General features: G+C 45.1%; 14 protein-coding genes. 6 read left to right on the top strand and 8 right to left on the bottom strand.

Going from position 1 to position 17810, the window contains the following annotated elements; all coding sequences use genetic code 11:
- The 4 genes from QUA42_RS24080 to QUA42_RS24065 form a co-directional block, all read right to left on the bottom strand.
- The coding region (locus tag QUA42_RS24080) for an AAA-like domain-containing protein (RefSeq protein WP_333140747.1) at positions 1-1764 on the bottom strand (1764 nt) is incomplete at its 3' end.
- Positions 1764-3455 (bottom strand): AAA-like domain-containing protein, encoded by a 1692-nt coding sequence (locus tag QUA42_RS24075; RefSeq protein WP_333140745.1) that lies wholly within the window; start codon positions 3453-3455, stop codon positions 1764-1766. The genes QUA42_RS24080 and QUA42_RS24075, both read right to left, overlap by 1 nt.
- A gap of 292 nt (positions 3456-3747) precedes the next feature.
- Complete coding sequence (locus QUA42_RS24070; RefSeq protein WP_333140743.1) at positions 3748-4479, bottom strand: WecB/TagA/CpsF family glycosyltransferase; 732 nt, start codon at positions 4477-4479, stop codon at positions 3748-3750.
- A 207-nt stretch (positions 4480-4686) separates the two neighbouring features.
- Positions 4687-4824, bottom strand: coding sequence for a hypothetical protein (locus tag QUA42_RS24065; RefSeq protein WP_333140741.1), 138 nt, complete (start codon positions 4822-4824; stop codon positions 4687-4689).
- Positions 4825-4935: 111 nt separating this feature from the next.
- Between QUA42_RS24065 and QUA42_RS24060 the strand changes: the two genes are divergently transcribed.
- On the top strand, positions 4936-8145 hold the full coding sequence (locus QUA42_RS24060; protein WP_333140739.1) for a glycoside hydrolase family 15 protein: 3210 nt from the start codon (positions 4936-4938) through the stop codon (positions 8143-8145).
- A gap of 388 nt (positions 8146-8533) precedes the next feature.
- Here the strand turns inward: QUA42_RS24060 and hisB are convergent, their stop codons facing one another.
- Positions 8534-9172, bottom strand: coding sequence for an imidazoleglycerol-phosphate dehydratase HisB (gene hisB / locus QUA42_RS24055; RefSeq protein ID WP_333140775.1), 639 nt, complete (start codon positions 9170-9172; stop codon positions 8534-8536).
- Positions 9173-9379: 207 nt separating this feature from the next.
- Positions 9380-10156 (bottom strand): enoyl-ACP reductase FabI, encoded by a 777-nt coding sequence (gene fabI, locus QUA42_RS24050; RefSeq protein WP_333140737.1) that lies wholly within the window; start codon positions 10154-10156, stop codon positions 9380-9382.
- A 318-nt stretch (positions 10157-10474) separates the two neighbouring features.
- Here fabI and ntcA point away from each other — a divergent pair, with 318 nt between their 5' ends.
- From ntcA to QUA42_RS24035, 3 genes are all read left to right on the top strand, one after another.
- Positions 10475-11140 carry a global nitrogen regulator NtcA gene (gene ntcA / locus QUA42_RS24045; protein ID WP_006634020.1) on the top strand — a complete coding sequence of 222 codons (666 nt, stop codon included), beginning with the start codon at positions 10475-10477 and terminating at the stop codon, positions 11138-11140.
- A 77-nt stretch (positions 11141-11217) separates the two neighbouring features.
- Positions 11218-12900 carry a DUF3084 domain-containing protein gene (locus QUA42_RS24040; protein ID WP_333140735.1) on the top strand — a complete coding sequence of 561 codons (1683 nt, stop codon included), beginning with the start codon at positions 11218-11220 and terminating at the stop codon, positions 12898-12900.
- Positions 12901-12929: 29 nt separating this feature from the next.
- Positions 12930-13325 carry a pre-16S rRNA-processing nuclease YqgF gene (locus QUA42_RS24035; protein WP_333140733.1) on the top strand — a complete coding sequence of 132 codons (396 nt, stop codon included), beginning with the start codon at positions 12930-12932 and terminating at the stop codon, positions 13323-13325.
- A 133-nt stretch (positions 13326-13458) separates the two neighbouring features.
- Here the strand turns inward: QUA42_RS24035 and QUA42_RS24030 are convergent, their stop codons facing one another.
- On the bottom strand, positions 13459-13929 hold the full coding sequence (locus QUA42_RS24030) for a hypothetical protein (protein ID WP_333140731.1): 471 nt from the start codon (positions 13927-13929) through the stop codon (positions 13459-13461).
- Positions 13930-14388: 459 nt separating this feature from the next.
- On the bottom strand, positions 14389-15969 hold the full coding sequence (locus QUA42_RS24025; protein WP_333140729.1) for a photosystem II high light acclimation radical SAM protein: 1581 nt from the start codon (positions 15967-15969) through the stop codon (positions 14389-14391).
- A 374-nt stretch (positions 15970-16343) separates the two neighbouring features.
- Here QUA42_RS24025 and QUA42_RS24020 point away from each other — a divergent pair, with 374 nt between their 5' ends.
- Both QUA42_RS24020 and QUA42_RS24015 read left to right on the top strand, forming a co-directional pair.
- Positions 16344-16733: a DUF1830 domain-containing protein gene (locus QUA42_RS24020; protein ID WP_333140727.1), complete on the top strand. Its 390-nt coding sequence runs from the start codon at positions 16344-16346 to the stop codon at positions 16731-16733.
- Between the two features lie 237 nt (positions 16734-16970).
- Positions 16971-17561 (top strand): hypothetical protein, encoded by a 591-nt coding sequence (locus tag QUA42_RS24015; RefSeq protein WP_333140725.1) that lies wholly within the window; start codon positions 16971-16973, stop codon positions 17559-17561.
- Positions 17562-17810 lie beyond the last annotated feature (249 nt).

The following is a 17810-nucleotide window of genomic DNA, read 5'->3' as shown; positions in this document are numbered from 1 at the left end:
ACTGATGGCGACGCTATAGAAAACAGAATTCCTATACCCTTCAAAACTATTGCGCTCTTTTACTTCGGAAAGTGCTTGTTGCAGTGCAGTTATCACTTGCCTTTTGATGTTTTTTGTAGTCTCGGCTGAAGAATCTAGTTGTTTGAATGCCTGCCCTGCCTTTAATGCTTCCAACAGTGCTTGAAATGTCTCCTTGTCACTAAAGAATTGATTGGAAAAAGCACGTTTTTCTGTAGTATTTACTAACTTATTAACTTGAGTGACTTCCTTAATAGCTTGAGTGACTTGTTTCCAGGCAAAAAAAGTTACCACAGTTGCAATTAACATAGCCACCCCAGCAAAAACAGAAGTCGCAATTGTAATTTTTCGTGCCTTTTGCTGTGTCTTGGTTAGCGTCTGATTCGCTTCAGTCAAAATTTGATTAGCTTGTCTCTGAGCAGCTAAATCTCGTTCTACTTCCCGTTGTTGTAGTTCCCGACTGGCATTTAAAAACCGATAATCTAAATCGCTCAAACTTTTGCCCGCAGCCCAAGTTTGAGCATCTTGCAACGCCTGACCCCGCAACAGTCGCGATTCATCTTGGTAATCAGAATCTTCCCAAGCGTTAAAACTTTCGCTGTATGGACGGAGATTCGCTAATTGTTTTTCTACCCAATTAGCATTAAAAACACATTTATAAATTCGGTTATAGACTTTAAGTTTACCAGATTGCTTAACTACCAAACCTGTTAAGCGGAGTTCCATTTGTTCGGGAGTATCATCAGCGGCTATCTCATTTTGTTGTAAAATTTGCTGATAGCTACCCAGCAACCTACTTGCACGTTGCTCGCTGCGTAAAATCCGGTCTCTAATCGTCTTTAAATGCTCTGGCTCATCCTGTCCTTCCCAATTATAAATCACCTTTTTTTGTACTAAAGTCGCTACCAAATTAGGGGAATATTCGATTTTTAATTTTTGATTTCTGGTTAATTCTGAAGTCAGATATTTTTTGAGCAATTTACAAAGTTTTTGCGTTAAAAATGGCTGTCCCCCAGTCCAAGATAATATCGCTTCTAACAACGCTTGAGAATTTTCTGCTTGAGTTTCTAGCCCTACTGCTAAAGGTTGTGCTTCTGCTAATTGAAAGCCCGTTAACTCAATAGCACGGCCAATATTAAACGGAGTGCGAAGCTGATTGCTTATCAAATCGGAAGGCGTTGCTACGCCAATCAAAGCAAAGCTTAAACGGTTATATTCTAGCTTGTCTGCACGCTGGTTAAAACAATCACGAATCACTGCAAAAAAATCATCAATATTAAAGGGCAAAGCCAATAAACTGTCAATCTCATCTACAAAAATTACGATAGATTTATCAATAAATTCCAGCAATACCTCTCCGATAAACTTGCTGAAACGTTGGACAGGAGAGACTAATTCGTGACTCGTCCACCATTCATAAGAGTCGAAATTATTGTAGAGTTCTAAACTATTGACCAGCGAGTCAATGATTCCAAAATACCACTCTTTAGGACTAATATCTGAAGTTCCAATTGCTGTAATATCTACAGCAGCACAGGCAAATCCTTCGTGCTGCAATCTAGCCATTGTTTGCACCCGCAAGCTAGATTTACCCATCTGTCGCGAGTTGAGAACGTAACAAAATTCTCCGGCTTTTAATCCGTGATAAAAATCTTGGTCAGCTTGTCTCCTAACATAGGTTGGTGCATCTACAGGTAGGCTACCACCTACTTGATATTCGTAATGTAAATCAGGTTTGTCATTCATTAATGAACTCCCAATCGGTCTTTAAAATATAGGCGGCATAGATTGCACAGAGGAATCACATCATTACCTCGCAACTTCACTAAACCCCTACTGCGAAGTTTAAACGCTAGATTGGCTTCTAATCGTACCGGAACCGAACTAGCAATTACTTGTTTCATTGCCGCTTCCAAATTTGGATCGGCAGTTAGATGAATTAAATGATGGCGTAAATGATCGCCGTAAATTCCTTCTTCAGTAGGCGCAATCTGTAAAAATTCATCTAAGGTTAAATAACCGCGAGCAATTTCATAAAGGGCTTTTCTTAACAGGTAAGGATGCCCATCTACCATTCCAATCAATTGTTCTATTTTGCGAGCAGGCCAATTCAGTTGATGTTTTTGTACTAACTCAACAATTTCGTGATGGTTAAATTCTGGTAGATCAATTGGTAAACCTACATTAAAAGGCGACTGGTTGATATTCAGGGGAATATAAACTTCTTGGGAATGGGAAATTACTAAACGTAGTTTGTTCCAAGCTGGTTCGTTTTTTCCTTTTTCGTGCCACGCCCGCAGTAAACCAAAGAATTCCTGCGCTACTTGGGGATATTGAAAAACTCGATCGACTTCATCTAATCCTAACGTTAATGGTGTATTAATTGTTGCTAACAGGTAGCGCTGAAAATAGTTGCCGCATTTTTGTTTGCTACCCATGCCTTGTTTCCAGTAGTGCGCTACTCGGTCTTCTAAATTTAACTCATTGGTAATCTCACCACAAAACCATTGCAACAACTGATCGAGATTACTAAGAAAATTACCATCAGCCGATTGAAAGTTTAAATAGGCAGTTTGATGTCCCTCTTCTCTTGAATGGTGTAAAATGCGCTGTAATAAAGAAGTTTTACCCATTTTACGCGGTGATTTAATTCGGATCAAAGCTCCAGGTTTGGCAATAGTTTGGTAGCAGTCCGATTCAATGGGAGGACGATCGATATATAGGGGTGAATCTAAACTGACAGAACCTTCTGGGTTATCTAAATTGAGGAGAGGAACAGGTGGTGAGGGGATCGATCGCGCATTTGCAACCGCAGAGGAAGACTCCTCAAGTATATCGCTAACGGGAGCATCAGAAAAATCTGACTTCTTTTTCAGTACCGGAGTCAATTCTTCGGGAATACCTGCCATGCTGATACTGACACAGCCAAGCTTATAGGCAAATTCTAGAGATTTCCCCGCGCCTAATGCGTCGTAAAAACCCACGGCGAATTCCCGTGCAGCATTATCTCCAACGGCTTTGTTCATACCAATAACATATGGTATATGACGTGCGATCGCATTTGCTTGCACTTCTGAATAACAGGCATTCAGCACGACGCATTCAACCTGATCCATAAATACTTCAAATAAGGCTGCTAAGGCTTGTACGCTTACCAACTTGATTAGCCCGGTTTCATCTTCTAAAGCTAAACCATCCTCTCCTGCACCATGCCCCGAGAAGTGAACGATCTGCGGATTATAATCTAATACTGCCCGCCGCATATCGGTGTGCGTTACTGCCCATTCTTCCTCCAGTTGGAACTTGTCACGCTTTTTAGAGCGTTGCAGGGCATCTGAAATTTCCTGAACCTCTTTACCTAAGCGCAGGGGAGTGGAGTTTTTGGGGTTAGCTGCCAAAAACAGGATAGTTTTTTTCTTTCTTGGGGAACTACTCATAAATCCGACTTTGACTAAAGGTGATTCGCTATTACTCCCTTTGGGCCCCAAGAATATCTAGTGAAGAGGACAAGGCTTTGCTGCGGGCTTTTATAGATATTGGCTCGCGATCGCCCCTACAAGATATTATTGTTTTTTCATGCCGATCTACTTACTAGATTAAGTTTACCGGCTCTACGGGAATATACTGTATCATGTCAGGTAAATTAACCAGAATTATTGTAAAGACGGGTTCACGCGCGATCGGCAATATCAGCCATAACTCCCGTAAACCCGATGCGATTGGGAACTTTTAAGCTCGAAAATCCCCCAAAGCTTTCAATGCAAATTGCGGCAAAGCTAACATCCTGCGCCACCGCCAAGGTTCTTGATAAAGTCGGTACAACCATTCTAAATGATTGTCGCAAAACCACGCCGGCGCGCGGTCTTTTGTTCCCGCCCAAATATCAAAACTGCCACCAACCCCCACCCAAATTGACTGAGGGCAAAGGTGTCGGTGTTCGGCAATCCAAAACTCTTGGCGAGGCACTCCCAAGCCGACAAAAATTAGTTTTGGCTGCATTTTTTTGAGGCTTTCACGGAAGTCTTTTTCTTCATCTGCTGAAAGATAACCGTGTTGAGAAGCAATCGACAATCCGTTAACCTTTTGCTGCCAAGTTTGGGCCGCTGCAGACGCCACTCCTGGGGAACCTCCAAAGAAAAATAGTGGTTCCGAATCCGGTAATTTTCCGGCTTGTTGCAGCAGCGATTCTGCTAATTCAATCCCCGGATACCGCTGCGCCGGTTTGCCGCGCATTCGCAAGTACAGCACCACTCCCGAACCGTCAGGGATCACGAGTTCTGCTGAGCGAATTGCATCTGCTAAAGCCGGATTTTTCTCGGCTTGCATCGCCATTTCAGCATTCAGCGTCACGACGTGACTTCCTAACCCTTGATGCAGGCGCTCCATCAGCCAACCTGCATAATCATCTAATATGTGAACTGGTAGTCCCAGCACTGAAAATTGCGGGCGCGATCCATCCATATTTTTTTCTTTGAGATTCCTACACACCTAGTTATTTAAATTAGCTGAGATTGGCGATCGACGCTAGAGCAGTTTTGGTCGCAAAAAACCCGGTTTGTGCCACCAAGAGTCTGTTAAGTCATCGTTCGGTGGCCCAGAAACCGGTTCTTTTGTAAGCGACGGGTCGCGCAAGTTCATTAGAGTTGGCCAGCCAAGTGCGATCGAGCATTAGGGTTCGATTTTTTTGACCGACCCGTCTGCGTACCATTCCATCGGTACTAGCTCAATTTTACCATTAATTTTCACTGTAGAGTAGACAACTTTCACGAAAGGAACGCTGTTGTTATTGTGGTTTTGGGTAGACATGGCAATTACCTTTTTGTGTTTGGATAACTTGAGAAACGCTCTAATATCTGATATATTTAAAAGTCTATTCACCGCAAATCTACTCGCATCAGGAAAAACAAGGAAAACGAAATGGCGATCGCAAAAACCCAGCGGCAAACCAGGTTAGATTATTACTACCAGCAAATCAAAAACATCATCCTCAAGCGCCAAAATCCAATTACTGGTTTGCTTCCCGCGAGTACCGCCGTTAACGCCCACGGTGACTACACCGATGCCTGGGTGCGGGATAACGTGTATAGCATTCTCGCGGTTTGGGGTTTGGGTTTAGCTTACCGCAAAATTGATGGGGATCACGGCAGGACATTTGAACTCGAACACAGCACAGTCAAACTGATGCGCGGCTTGCTGTTTGCGATGATGAAGCAATCGAGTAAAGTAGAACATTTTAAAAATACTCAGTCGCCGCTAGATGCGCTGCACGCTAAATATAATACTCAAACTGGAGATATCGTTGTCGGTGATGACCAGTGGGGACATTTACAGTTAGACGCTACATCTATATTCTTATTAATTCTTGCTCAAATGACGGCTTCTGGGCTGCACGTAATTTTTACAATAGATGAAGTCAATTTCGTGCAAAATTTAGTTTACTACATCGGTAGAGCCTACCGCACGCCGGATTACGGAATTTGGGAAAGAGGTCATAAAATCAATCGCGGCAATGCAGAATTGAACGCCAGTTCAGTTGGCATGGCAAAAGCAGCGCTGGAAGCAATAAATGGCTTGGATTTGTTCGGTATTCAAGGTTCTCAAGCGTCAGTTATTCACGTTTTGCCCGACGAAATTGCCAGAAGTCGCATAACTTTGGAATCGCTTTTGCCTCGCGAATCTAGTTCAAAAGAAGTAGATGCCGCTTTATTAAGCGTGATTAGTTTCCCCGCTTTTGCTGTGGAAGACCGAGAATTAATAGAACGGACTCGGAATAAGATTATTGACAAATTGCAAGGAAAATACGGTTGCAAGCGGTTTCTGCGGGACGGACACCAAACAGTTTTGGAAGATGCCGATCGCCTGCACTACGAACCCACAGAATTAAGGCAGTTCGAGCACATTGAATGCGAGTGGCCGCTATTTTTCACTTATTTATTCTTGGACGGCATATTTCAGGGAAATCAAGCCCAAGTGCAAGAGTACCAGCAGCGTTTGGAATCTCTAGCAGTCGATCGCTCTGGTTTGCCGCTGCTACCCGAATTGTACTACGTCCCCGCCGAAAATATAGAAGCTGAAAAGCTAAATCCCCGCAGCCAGCAGCGCTTACCAAATGAAAATATTCCCCTCGTTTGGGCGCAAAGTTTGTATTTTCTCGGTCAATTGCTGAACGAAGGATTAATCGCAGTTGGCGACATCGACCCGCTGGGAAGGCACCTCTCAGTGGGCCAACACAGAGAACCTTTAGTGCAAATTGCACTGTTAGCTGAAGACGAAGATTTGCAAGCAGAATTAGCCGCTAACGGCATTGCGGCACAAACCCCAAAACAGGTAGAACCAATTCAAGTCCGCCAGACTAAAGAATTATCAGCTATTTACACGCAAATTGGACGAAACGACCAATTAGGCTTAACAGGCCGCCCCGTGCGCCGTCTGCGGAGTTTAACAACTTCTCGGGTGTTTAAAATTCGCGAAGAGGCGATCGTATTTCTTCCCTCATTTTTGAACAGGCAAGAGTTTTACTTAACTTTAGATTACCATTTTTTAGTAGCTCAAATCAAGAGCGAAATAGCTCACATTCACCGCCACTGGTATCAGTTAGGACGCCCTACGGTAACGCTGATGCTGACTCACACGATGTTGGAAACTGGTCGGGAAGCTTTGTTAGAATTAATGAAGGAATTCCGGGATGGACACTGTAACAACACGCCTGTAAAACTCGGAAATCTTAAGCAGTTAATGCTGACTGCTGGCACCGAAAGAATAGATTTCATGCACGATTTTGAATTTACCGAATCTCCGGTGACAGGTGCAATAGAAATGCGCCCCTATCTAACTTACAATCCTGAAAAAACTTGGCCTTTGGGTCACACGCAAGAATTTAAATTAGAGTGCGAAACTAATACTCACTTCTTGCTAACTAGCCTGCGAGATTCAGAAAACTTGTACGAACAAATTGAGTTGTTGCACACCTTAGTTAGACTCAAGGGATTAAATTTTGATACAGGATTTGGAGGTGCGGAACCCACTGTAGAAGTTGTGGATTTGCTCAATGAAGTTTATACAAAAGCTGGAGAAAGTTCCCAATCAAAAATCCAATGGGCCGTCATCCGCCATGCCGCAGGTTTGCTGGACAAAGTTGATATCAGCTTGTCTGATGCGGTGACAGACATTTTGGTGCGACAAAAGCAGATTGCTGTGGGTAAAGCCTACAGCGAAGATTCGGTGATTTCGCGCCCCGGTTCCTACACCGAAGTGATGGACAAAATTCGCCAATTCTGCGGAGAAGATATTCGCGATCGAGTTCTAACTCAAGAAGTTCTCATCTACCTCGGCCTGTTAATTAAAGCCGAACCGCATTTATTTAAAGGTTTGCTGACACTGAGAGTTAGCTACTTTATTCTGCTGTTAACAAGCGAGTTGGCGCGCGAATTGGGAGTTACGCAAAATGAAGCTTACGAACATTTAATGCAGCTAAGTCCCTTTGAAATCAAAAATCGCCTGCGCCAAGTGTTGACAGAATACGAGGAAATGAATCAAATCCTTAAACAGCAAGAATCCCTGCGCGTCAAACAGGCGGAAAAAGATATTGAATGGGTAGTAGCGCCTGTTTCCGAAGAACCGCAAATGCCTGCGGGAGGATGGCGGCGGAAGCGACAAATGGAAGGTACAGTCAATCGCGTACCGAAGGATTTTTATCCGAGTGTTTGGGGACTGCTGCGGCACTGCAAAGGCTTGATTATTGGCGACAAATTAGAGCGACGCAATCGGTTAGATAGCCATATCATTTTATCGGAAATGACCCCGGGTGAAAAGAATTTTGCGCTACAAATCGAGCATTTGCTGAATAAAATTGTCGCCCCGGAATACCGACAAGTCAATATTGAGGCGCTGATGGAGTTGGCGGCGATCGCCCAGCGGAACCCAGAATTGCAAGTAGAAGAATATATCGTTTTAGATGTATTAGTCGGTCACGCAGTCCGCCTGAATTGGCTAGGAAAACACCAGGAAAGAGCCGATAAGTACGACGAAGATAAAGCGGCGGCTTGGCAAGCTTTTTACAATACTTCGCCTTACGTTTGCGCGAGTCACGTACTCGATGCTTTCCGGTTCTTGACGAAGTTTGGATAGACAGGAATAAAGCAAGGGTGTCACACTCAAATCGAATTGTAGGGTGCGTCAGATGAATTTTTCTAACAATTATTGAGGTTTTCTGGTCTGACGCATCTTACTAACTGTGCCAGTGGCGTAAGTCGTGATAGATTGAGTGCGGCTGGTTAGGAATTAAAAATAAATAAGGTGACTAATAGAGAAATAGTTTACCTTGGATCAAGGCTTCTGGGGTTAAATTGTGCAACTTATTGATTTTTCATTCCTTAGTAAAAGTGTCGATCAACCTTTGTGTAGTACAGACTTCAGTTTTTTCTTTGCCAACTCATCAGCAAAGTATTATAACTATTTAACTGGACATGGTATGACAGATTTGTAGTAGCGCCCAAACGCTACTACAAACCACATACTACAAAACTCCTTTAGAACTGGGAATCCGAGTAGCGCGCCGCGGGTCGATTTCCACCGCCATCCGCAGAGCTCGCGCAAATGCCTTAAACGCCGCTTCCACAATGTGATGAGAATTTCCGCCCTGCAACTGTCTAATGTGCAGTGTCATCTGAGTGTGGTTCACCACCGCCGAAAAAAACTCTTTTACTAATTCGGTATCGTAAGTGCCGATCCGCTGGTTGGGAATTTCCAAGCTGTAACTTAAGTGAGGGCGTCCCGAAAAATCTAGCACTACCTCAATTAAAGCTTCATCCAAAGGTGCGATGAAATGTCCGAAACGAGAAATGCCCGATCGATCGCCGACAGCTTTTGCTAGCGCTTGGCCCAAGGTAATTCCCACATCTTCGTTCGTGTGGTGGTCGTCAATCTCCAAATCACCGATCGCCTGCACGTCCAAATCGATCAATCCGTGAGAAGCAATCTGATGCAACATATGGTCTAAAAACGGAATCCCCGTAGACGCCTTGCAAGTTCCCACACCGTCGAGATTGAGGCTGGCAGTGACATCAGTTTCCAGTGTCGTGCGTTTCACCAAGGCGGCCCTAGCTGGTTGAACTGAATTTGCTGGAGGAAGAGAAGGGCGATCGATTATCTCCATAATTCGCAATGGGTCATTCATTAGTTATTGATAATTAGTAATTGAAGATTACAGCTTGATCAGCGCTGATTTTCCAGTGTTTAGTTAAGAGAATTATGCAAAACTCAAAACTCTCAAAAGGGGCGGCTTTTGCATAAAACTTACTTGTTAAAGTTAAAGTTTATTGTCTCAACCCGCCCCTACATAACTCAAAATTCTCGACAACTGTTACATTCCCATGATTTCGTAACCGGCATCGACATACAAAACTTGACCCGTAATCCCGCTAGCGAGATTGCTGCACAGAAAAGCCGCAGTATTTCCCACTTCCTGCTGAGTCACCGTCCGCCGCAGCGGGGCCACTTCCTCAACGTGGTGGATCATGTCCAGAATACCGCCAACTGCTGACGAAGCCAGAGTCCGAATCGGCCCAGAAGAAATCGCATTTACCCGAATATTTAACGGACCCAGTTCAGCAGCCAGATAACGAACATTCATTTCCAAAGCCGCCTTAGCAATTCCCATCACATTATAGTTAGGAACTACCCGGACGCCGCCCAAATAAGTCAGGGTCACAATACTGCCACCCTCGGCCATCAGCGGTTTAGCAGCAGCACAAAGCCGCACCAGCGAGTAAGCGCTAATATCCAAAGCATTGGAGAAACCTTGACGCGAGGTGTTGGTGAAATCTCCCGAAAGTTCGTCTTTGCCGGCAAAAGCCAGACAGTGGATCAGGATATCTAACTTGCCCCACTTGTCGGCGATGGTTTGAAAAGTAGACTCAATTTCGCTCTCGTCTTGGACATTGCAGGGCAAATACAGACTGGGATTGAGCGGTTCCACCAGTTCAGCGACTTTGCGCTCGTGCTTGCCTTTCTCGTCCTTCAAAAAAGTTATGCCGAGATTGGCCCCAGCTTTGTGGAGCTGCTGAGCGATGCCCCAGGCGATCGAACGATTGTTGGCAATGCCCGTAACAAGAGCATTTTTTCCGGTCAAATCTATCATCTGTAGTTTATCTAAAAGCAACTTGCACCGTTCTCATTGGCTCTCTGCGACAACCCCGCCAGTTTAGACACAACTGATTCAGATTTAACTGATTGAGACACAATTGAGACACAATTGATATTAATTTTGCTGTGGAGCTACATGGGGGGGGAATTGAAAAAGTTAAGAGAAGGGCTAGATTTAATCATACAGCGTGTGTTTACCTTAACATTAGATGGAAGTAACAGAATCCTTGCATATTGGAGGTTAGGAAGTATATTTACTCAATAAGGTTAATCGGCAAGTTATAAAGTATTGATTAGTACAAAGGATCTAGTCGTGACGCATGATAGACCGCTAGCAGCCGTGTTCCGCCAAATCAGCGGCGGGGCGTTTCCACCCATTGTGGAAACCTTTGAACGGGGCAAGACAATTTTTTTCCCTGGAGACCCGGCTGAGCGCGTCTACGTTCTCATTAGAGGTGCTGTGAAGCTCTCCAGGGTGTACGAAGCAGGGGAAGAAATTACAGTCGCCCTCCTACGCGAAAATAGCGTATTTGGGGTGCTGTCTCTGATTACGGGACACCGATCGGACAGGTTTTACCACGCGGTGGCCTTTACGCCGGTAGAGTTGATCTCGCTGCCGATCGAACAAGTCGAGAAAGCGCTCAAGGAAGACCCGGAACTCTCGATGGTGATGCTGCGGGGACTGTCGTCTCGGATTTTGCAAACCGAGATGATGATTGAAACGCTGGCGCACCGAGATATGGGTTCGAGACTCGTCAGCTTTTTGCTGATTCTGTGCCGGGATTTTGGCGTGCCCGGTACAGAGGGGATTACGATAGATTTGAAGCTGTCCCACCAGGCGATCGCCGAAGCGATCGGCTCGACACGGGTAACTGTGACTCGTTTACTCGGGGATCTCAGACAAGAAACCATGATCTCGATCCACAAGAAAAAGATCACAGTCCACAACCCGGTGGCTTTAAGCCAGCAATTCACTTGATGCCGAGAAAGTATCGGATTTTGGATTTTGGATTTTAGATTCAATCCAAAATCCAAAATCCAAAATCTAAAATCGGAATGACTGCTGGATACATCCTGGTATTTGTAATTTTAGTGTTAGGGGGTGTGATCGCCACTGTCAGCGATCGCCTTGGGACGAAAGTCGGCAAGGCAAGGTTGAGCTTGTTCAAACTTCGCCCCCGCGATACTGCTGTTGTTGTGACAGTGATGGCTGGCAGCATCCTGTCCGCACTGACTCTGGGCATTTTGTTTGCTACTAGCAAGCCGCTGCGAACGGGAGTTTTTAGAATAGACGAGATTCAAAAAAGGCTCAACAACGCCCGCAGAGAAATCAACCAAGCCACTCAAGAAAAAAATCGAGTTGAAAGTGAATTAGCTCAAGCCAGAGCCGCTCAAGCGCAAGCTAGAGCCAATTTAGAGCAAATTAATCAATCGCTCCAAGCAGCTAATGCTGAGCAAGCTCGGACGCAAACAAAATTAAACTCGCTGCGGGCCCAGCTCAACAGCGTGCAAGCAGCCAAGTCTAAAACTGAACAGCAGTTAAGTCAGGTAGAAGCGGCTAAATCTAAGACAGAAGAACAGCTCAGCAGCGTGGAAGCAGCTAAATCCCGCACCGAAGAACAATTGAAACTGGTTGAAACGATCCGATCGACTACACAAGCTCAGCTCGATCGCACCGAGAACCAATTGAAAACAGTTTCTGCTCAAAAAACGACTTTAGGCTCGGAAATCGCCCAACTGCAAGAAGAGCGCCAACAGTTAATCGAGCAGGTAAAAACTCAAATTGCCAAGCGAGACGCAGAAATTGCCAAGCGAGACGCAGAAATTGCCCAGCGGGACAAGGAAATTGTCGATCGCAACGAACTAATTGCCCAGCGGGACAAGGAAATTGCCCAGCGGGTGCAAAATCTCGCCGAGCGCGATCGAACTATTGTCGAGCGCGACAAAGTAATTGCCGAGAGGGAAGCACTCCTAGAAACCTTGGCACAGCAACAAGCTCAACTCGAACAGCAACAAACTTTATTGCAGCAGCAAGTGCAAGTTTTGGAACGCGATTTTCAGGCAATCCGCGAGGGTACAGTTGCCATCAGGCGCGGTCAAATTTTAGCAGCAGGCGTCGTTCGCATTATTGAACCCGGTATGGCGAGTCGCGCGATCGATCGACTCTTGCAAGAAGCAAATAAAACCACCGTCGGACTCATGCAGCCGGAAAATAGGAAGGTTAGAGACCAGGTTATTCAAATTACTAAAGCCGAAATCGATCAACTAATTAGTCAGATTAAAGACGGTCAAGATTACGTGGTGCGGATTGTCGCCGGCGCTAATTACCTGCGGGAAGAAAAGCTAATTAAGGTATTTGCAGAAGCAGAAATCAATCGAGTGGTTTTCCGCGCTGGAGATGTGATTGCAGGGGTTGTTGTCGATCCGGTGACTTTGACCGACGAACAGGTGCGACAGCAGTTGCTGCAATTGATAGAAGCTTGTCAATTTCGCGCTCGCCTGATCGGTGTTGTCGGCGGTAGAGTTCAAGTGGCAGACAATCAGATTGAAACTTTAGCTGGTTTTATCGAGCGATTGCAGCAGTACGAAAAACCGCTGGACGTTCAGGCGATCGCCACAGATGTCACTTACATCGCCGGCCCGCTTAAAATAGATTTAGTTGCTCTTGAAAACGGAGCCGTTGTTTTCCGCACCGGACAACAAAAACAAGGCCCAGGAAACTTGAAAATTAAAAAATAAATTTGGTAATTAATAATGGGTAACTGGCTATGATTTTAGGTTTCGATCCAGGTAAAGACAAATGTGGCATAGCTGTAATGGGTAGAGATAAGAAGGTATGCTACCATCAAGTTGTGCTGTCGGAAGCAGCGATATCTACTATTCAATCTTTGTGCGAACAGTTTCCCATTGAGTTATTGGTGATGGGAGATCAAACGACTTCTAAGAGTTGGAAACAAAAACTGACGCAGAGTTTGTCGCCTGCGCTCAAAATTGTTCAGGTGGATGAGAGGTACAGCAGTTTGGAAGCGAGGGAACGCTACTGGCAAATGTACCCTCCGACCGGACTCGACCGCTTGATTCCGAAGGGAATGCGGACGCCGCCGAGACCGGTGGACGATATTGTTGCGATCGTCCTTATTCAGAGGTATTTAAACAAAAGTTAGTCTATTTTATAAGCGTTACCACTGATTCTCTTTGATTATTAAGGAATCAAGATGTTTTGGCGACTCTTGAATTTTTCACTTAAATAAAATACACCCTAAATTTAGTGAATTTATCATTAAATAACAGTTAGTGTTACTTGATGACAGCTTCCGTCAAGATTACCTTGCCATTCTGGCGGACTTGCAGGCGTTGCGGGTTAATCGAATAGATAATATTGCCGTTAGTGGCTTCATAAGTTCCGTCGTCACCTGTCGTTACTTGCATGACATTGATTTGGCTGCCATTTATTTTGCTGAGGCCGCGGTAAAAAATCTCGCCTTCCTGGGTTTTGCAAATGTATATAGAAAAGTTGGGCGTTGGGAAAAATTGCACCATTTGGGCCTTCGGACATCCCTCAACTTGAGCAATTTGCAGCGGTTGATTATTGCCCAAAGTGTTGGGTGCGATCGCCTGAACTTTGCCAATCGGTTGATTTAGTGCAGTTGCTTCTGCTGAGGCTGTCAAAAAGCCGTGAAGCGAAGCTATCCCGAAGGGAATAGCACTAATCCCCGCCATAACTAGACCTACTCCTTTAATGCCCTTAACTCTATCTTTATAAAACATCTTGTCACTCCTGGTTTTACCTATATAATTACATCTTAAGCGATCTTTGCTGGATATTAATAATATTTAATCTCACAGGTGATGTGCGGCTGGATCACGGTACACCCTAGGTTTAAGTAAGGTGCGAACTGCGCGCCCTACACCAGTGAAAATACATAAATATGTCAATGCGATCGCAGGAAAGCAATCTCTTGCATTTATGACATTTTTAAGATTTTATGACTTGTTCGCGCTGATCTGAGAAACCGGGTTTCTTCATATATTTCTCGTTACTAAACTTTTGATTTTCCTAGGAACAGGGTTTCTCGCCTCCCATGCGATCGCCAACGGACTCTGTTAAAGGGTAATTGTTTATTGGCGCTTACCCATTTATTAAATAATAAAAAGGGAAAGAAAAGATACATTTTCCTTCCCCTACCCTCTTTTTTAAGGCACAACTCCTAATTGCGAACCTGGTAATTAATTAACTGCTGCCAACTGTTTATCTTTAGTTTCCACAGGCGCGGTTAATGCCTCTTCCAATTCCGCAGAGCCGAGTTTTTCCTCCAAAATAGCCATCACTTCGCGGCCGAAATCATTGGAATTCCGCTGCCAAGCTTCTAAACAAATTTGCCCGAAAAACGAACCCAAAGGCTCTGGATTCCACAGCAATTTGCGCGCTGTCCAAGGCATCAAACTCATGGGATCGTAACCAGGTTGCAGAATATCCTGTTTAAAGGCGTATTCTTCCAAAATTGTGTGCGGCTGCAGCCCGATAAAGAAAATGGCGGGTTCCACTTTATCGGCTCCGAAAATCCTCTCTAATTCTCGGTGATAAGCAATAGTTTGCCGGATAGTTTCAAAGGTTTCGTCAATGACGTTAAACGAGTAATTAACTGAAACCACATCGTTGTAACCTGCTGCTTTTAAATCGCGACAATTTTCCAAAACTACTCGCAAGTTGTAGCCCATCCGCATTTTCCGAACCAGTTCCTGGGAACCGCTGGTGATGCCGATTTCAAAGTAATTCATCCCCGTTTTTACCATCAAATCGCACAATTCTGGTGTGAGATTGTCCGCACGGATGTAAGCGGCCCAGTGTATGTCGTCCATGCCGGCGGCGATGATTTTTTGCAATAATTCAACTGCATCGTCGATGAATTTGCGTGCTGGGATAAATTGAGCGTCGGTAAACCAGAAATTGCGGATACCTCGATCGTACAATTGCCGCATCTCCGCCACCACCTCATCCGCCGGATTGATCCGCACTTGCTTGCCTTCAATCACCGTATAAATGCAGTAACAGCAATTATGAGGACAGCCGCGTTTGGTTTGGACTCCGACGTAGAAGTCCATATCTTGTAGATAATAGGAAAATTCCGGCCAAATCGTTTCGATGTAGTTATAATCGCAGGCAGTTTTCTCGATGTTGGCTGGTTTTTCGTGAATTAGCTTCGCGCGCGGCACGGTTTCTCCCACCACATAACATCTTTCCTCTGCCAAATCTTCGCCCTTAATCAACTTCTCCAGCAAAGCTTCGCCTTCCCCCACCGAAACCACAGTTCCCGCCGGCAAACTGCGGCCCAACTGCTCGTAAAACACGCTCACAGCACCGCCTCCGACCACTGCACGAGCTTCGGGGCGGTATTTCCGGGCCCGCTTCAATCCGCGCTTAATCAGTCCCAAATTGCGCCAGAGTTCGGTGTAGTAAGACGCGGCTAAACGCAGTCCTCCGAGGGCTCCCCGGAACTTGATCAGCGGATTTTTGGCGTAGTAGAACTCGAAGGCATTTTGCAGCGGGTTGCCGCCCCTGCCGCCCACGGGCGCGTAAATTTGAATGTCCCGCCAAGAGAAAACCAGCAGAGTCGGCTTAAACTCGTCTATGCTGGCATCTAAAGCTTTAGCGAAATCCAGGGGGGGTACGGCACCTAAATCAAAAATGCGCTGTTCGACATCGGGAAACAGCTTGTGTACGTGATCCGAAAGATAGACAACTCCGATCGGGAAAATAGGATTGCAAGGGAGGCGAACGTACAGGACTCGGTTTTCTCGGTTTTCCATGATTGCCATATCCTAAAGTGGAACTTTTTCCGCTATGTTAATATTCTTTTAATATAACTTTACAATCTGTCTAATTTTCGCAATTTGACATTAAATATTCTTAAATTTTTCTATGAGGATTAAGGCCGAGCTTGTTGGTGTCGATCGGCGACAGCAGCAGAAAAAAGCTAATTTTTAAGTCAATACAGCGTATTTTGACTTAAAACCCCAGCGGGGAGTTAAAAAGCCGATATTTATCCGGTTAAATTTTAAATTAGGTTCGATCGGTCTCTCATGTATTAGGGAGTTGGTAGTCGGCTTTACAGTAGGCGGGATCACCTAGTGTTAGCCTGATAAGATAACTAAAACTTTTAGGCAAGGCTCCCTCAGCAGTTATGGCTCAAATTCTTGACCCCGTACCCTCAGACACCGACAGCAAGATTCTGTGCTGCTACGTCAACGCCACCAGTCAGATTCAGATTGCTCGCATCGCCAACATTCCTAACTGGTACTTTGAACGAGTGGTGTTTCCCGGACAGCGCTTAGTGTTTGAAGCGATGCCGGCCGCAGCATTGGAAATTCACACCGGGATGATGGCGAGTGCAATTTTGTCGGATAAAATTCCTTGCGATCGTTTGCAGATTAACGAAGGCCCCTATTCAAACGTCAATCCTAGCAGATCCCCAGAGGCAGTTCAGGGCGATCGAACAGTCATGGCCGGCCGCCCCAAATCCCGAGAAATCTCAGAACCTTTCACTGTACCGGCCCTCACAGCCGTCGATTAATCGGAGTTGTGAGTTTTGAGTTATAAATTGTCAGTTAATTGATAACTCCGCGCTCAAAATTCCAACTTCTGCAAAGCGGTAAAAACTCAACAGTTAAAAATCAAAGTTTCTGAAATGAATTTTAGATCAAAACTCACAACTGCAAATATTGTCCGGTTTTTCCTATTTCCCTGAGTTTTGTTGGCGGGTTCGACAACTGTGCAAAAATATCCTTAAACAGCTTCTCGAATTTCAGCCATGTCAGTACAACCGATCGCCTCTTCCCCATCTTCGGCCCCAGTATTTGAGCCGGCGATATTCCGGCTTTCTCCCCTGATTAGAATCACGCTGTTGAGCTTGTACACAGCCCTGACAATTCCGTTGCCCTTTTTGTCGGAAGTAACGAAAGCACCGGTTCCCCCGGCCGCACTTTGGGCGGCAATTATAGTCGGTGCTGCGGGCCTGTACGGCGTGCTCAGCGAAAGGGTAATTCTCAGCGAAGAAGGGATTGAAGTCACCTATCCCAAGTGGTTTCCGCGCCTGTTTCGCAAGGGTTGGTCCCTACCTTGGACTGAGGTGAAAGCTCTCAAACCTCGATCGACCGGTCAAGGAGGTTTAGTTTACTATTTTTTGAGTCATTCGGGTGAAGGTTATTTGTTGCCAATGCGGGTGGCTGGATTTGCTAAATTAGTCGGTTTAGTGGAAGTAAAAACAGGTATTGATACTAGAGATGTCCGTCCTTTGTCGCAGCCTTGGATGTATCTTATTTTACTTTTATGTACGCTGCTGCTGCTGTTGGTAGATGCGTGGACTATTGTCACGGCGATCGGGCTTAAAAGCAATCTGTAATATTATCTCCGGTACAATAACCGTTATAAAGTTGGTAGTGAGGACTTCAGTCCTCATAAAACTTGCTCGGACTGAAGTCCTCACTAAGCTGTACTGCATTTAGTTTTTACCTTTGGGGCGGGCTAGAAGGCCACCCCAAAAGAATTCCCATAAAAATACAGCTTATTCCATGTATAGCAATCCTAAATGATTTTCTATACCTAGAGCAATCCTAATTAATTTTATCCGTGCAATTATATTGATGTATTT

The organism is Microcoleus sp. Pol11C2, assembly GCF_036701505.1.
GTDB lineage: Bacteria > Cyanobacteriota > Cyanobacteriia > Cyanobacteriales > Microcoleaceae > Microcoleus.
The sequence above is the reverse complement of the archived record's forward strand: the minus strand, read 5'-3'. Positions and strand labels throughout refer to the sequence as shown.

Coding starts and splice junctions, on each gene's coding strand:
- QUA42_RS24075 (WP_333140745.1), bottom strand. CDS start 3,455: ATGAGTAGTTCCCCAAGAAAGAAAAAAACTATCCTGTTTTTGGCAGCT.
- QUA42_RS24070 (WP_333140743.1), bottom strand. CDS start 4,479: ATGGATGGATCGCGCCCGCAATTTTCAGTGCTGGGACTACCAGTTCAC.
- QUA42_RS24065 (WP_333140741.1), bottom strand. CDS start 4,824: ATGTCTACCCAAAACCACAATAACAACAGCGTTCCTTTCGTGAAAGTT.
- QUA42_RS24060 (WP_333140739.1), top strand. CDS start 4,936: ATGGCGATCGCAAAAACCCAGCGGCAAACCAGGTTAGATTATTACTAC.
- hisB (WP_333140775.1), bottom strand. CDS start 9,172: ATGGAGATAATCGATCGCCCTTCTCTTCCTCCAGCAAATTCAGTTCAA.
- fabI (WP_333140737.1), bottom strand. CDS start 10,156: ATGATAGATTTGACCGGAAAAAATGCTCTTGTTACGGGCATTGCCAAC.
- QUA42_RS24040 (WP_333140735.1), top strand. CDS start 11,218: ATGACTGCTGGATACATCCTGGTATTTGTAATTTTAGTGTTAGGGGGT.
- QUA42_RS24035 (WP_333140733.1), top strand. CDS start 12,930: ATGATTTTAGGTTTCGATCCAGGTAAAGACAAATGTGGCATAGCTGTA.
- QUA42_RS24030 (WP_333140731.1), bottom strand. CDS start 13,929: ATGTTTTATAAAGATAGAGTTAAGGGCATTAAAGGAGTAGGTCTAGTT.
- QUA42_RS24025 (WP_333140729.1), bottom strand. CDS start 15,969: ATGGAAAACCGAGAAAACCGAGTCCTGTACGTTCGCCTCCCTTGCAAT.
- QUA42_RS24020 (WP_333140727.1), top strand. CDS start 16,344: ATGGCTCAAATTCTTGACCCCGTACCCTCAGACACCGACAGCAAGATT.
- QUA42_RS24015 (WP_333140725.1), top strand. CDS start 16,971: ATGTCAGTACAACCGATCGCCTCTTCCCCATCTTCGGCCCCAGTATTT.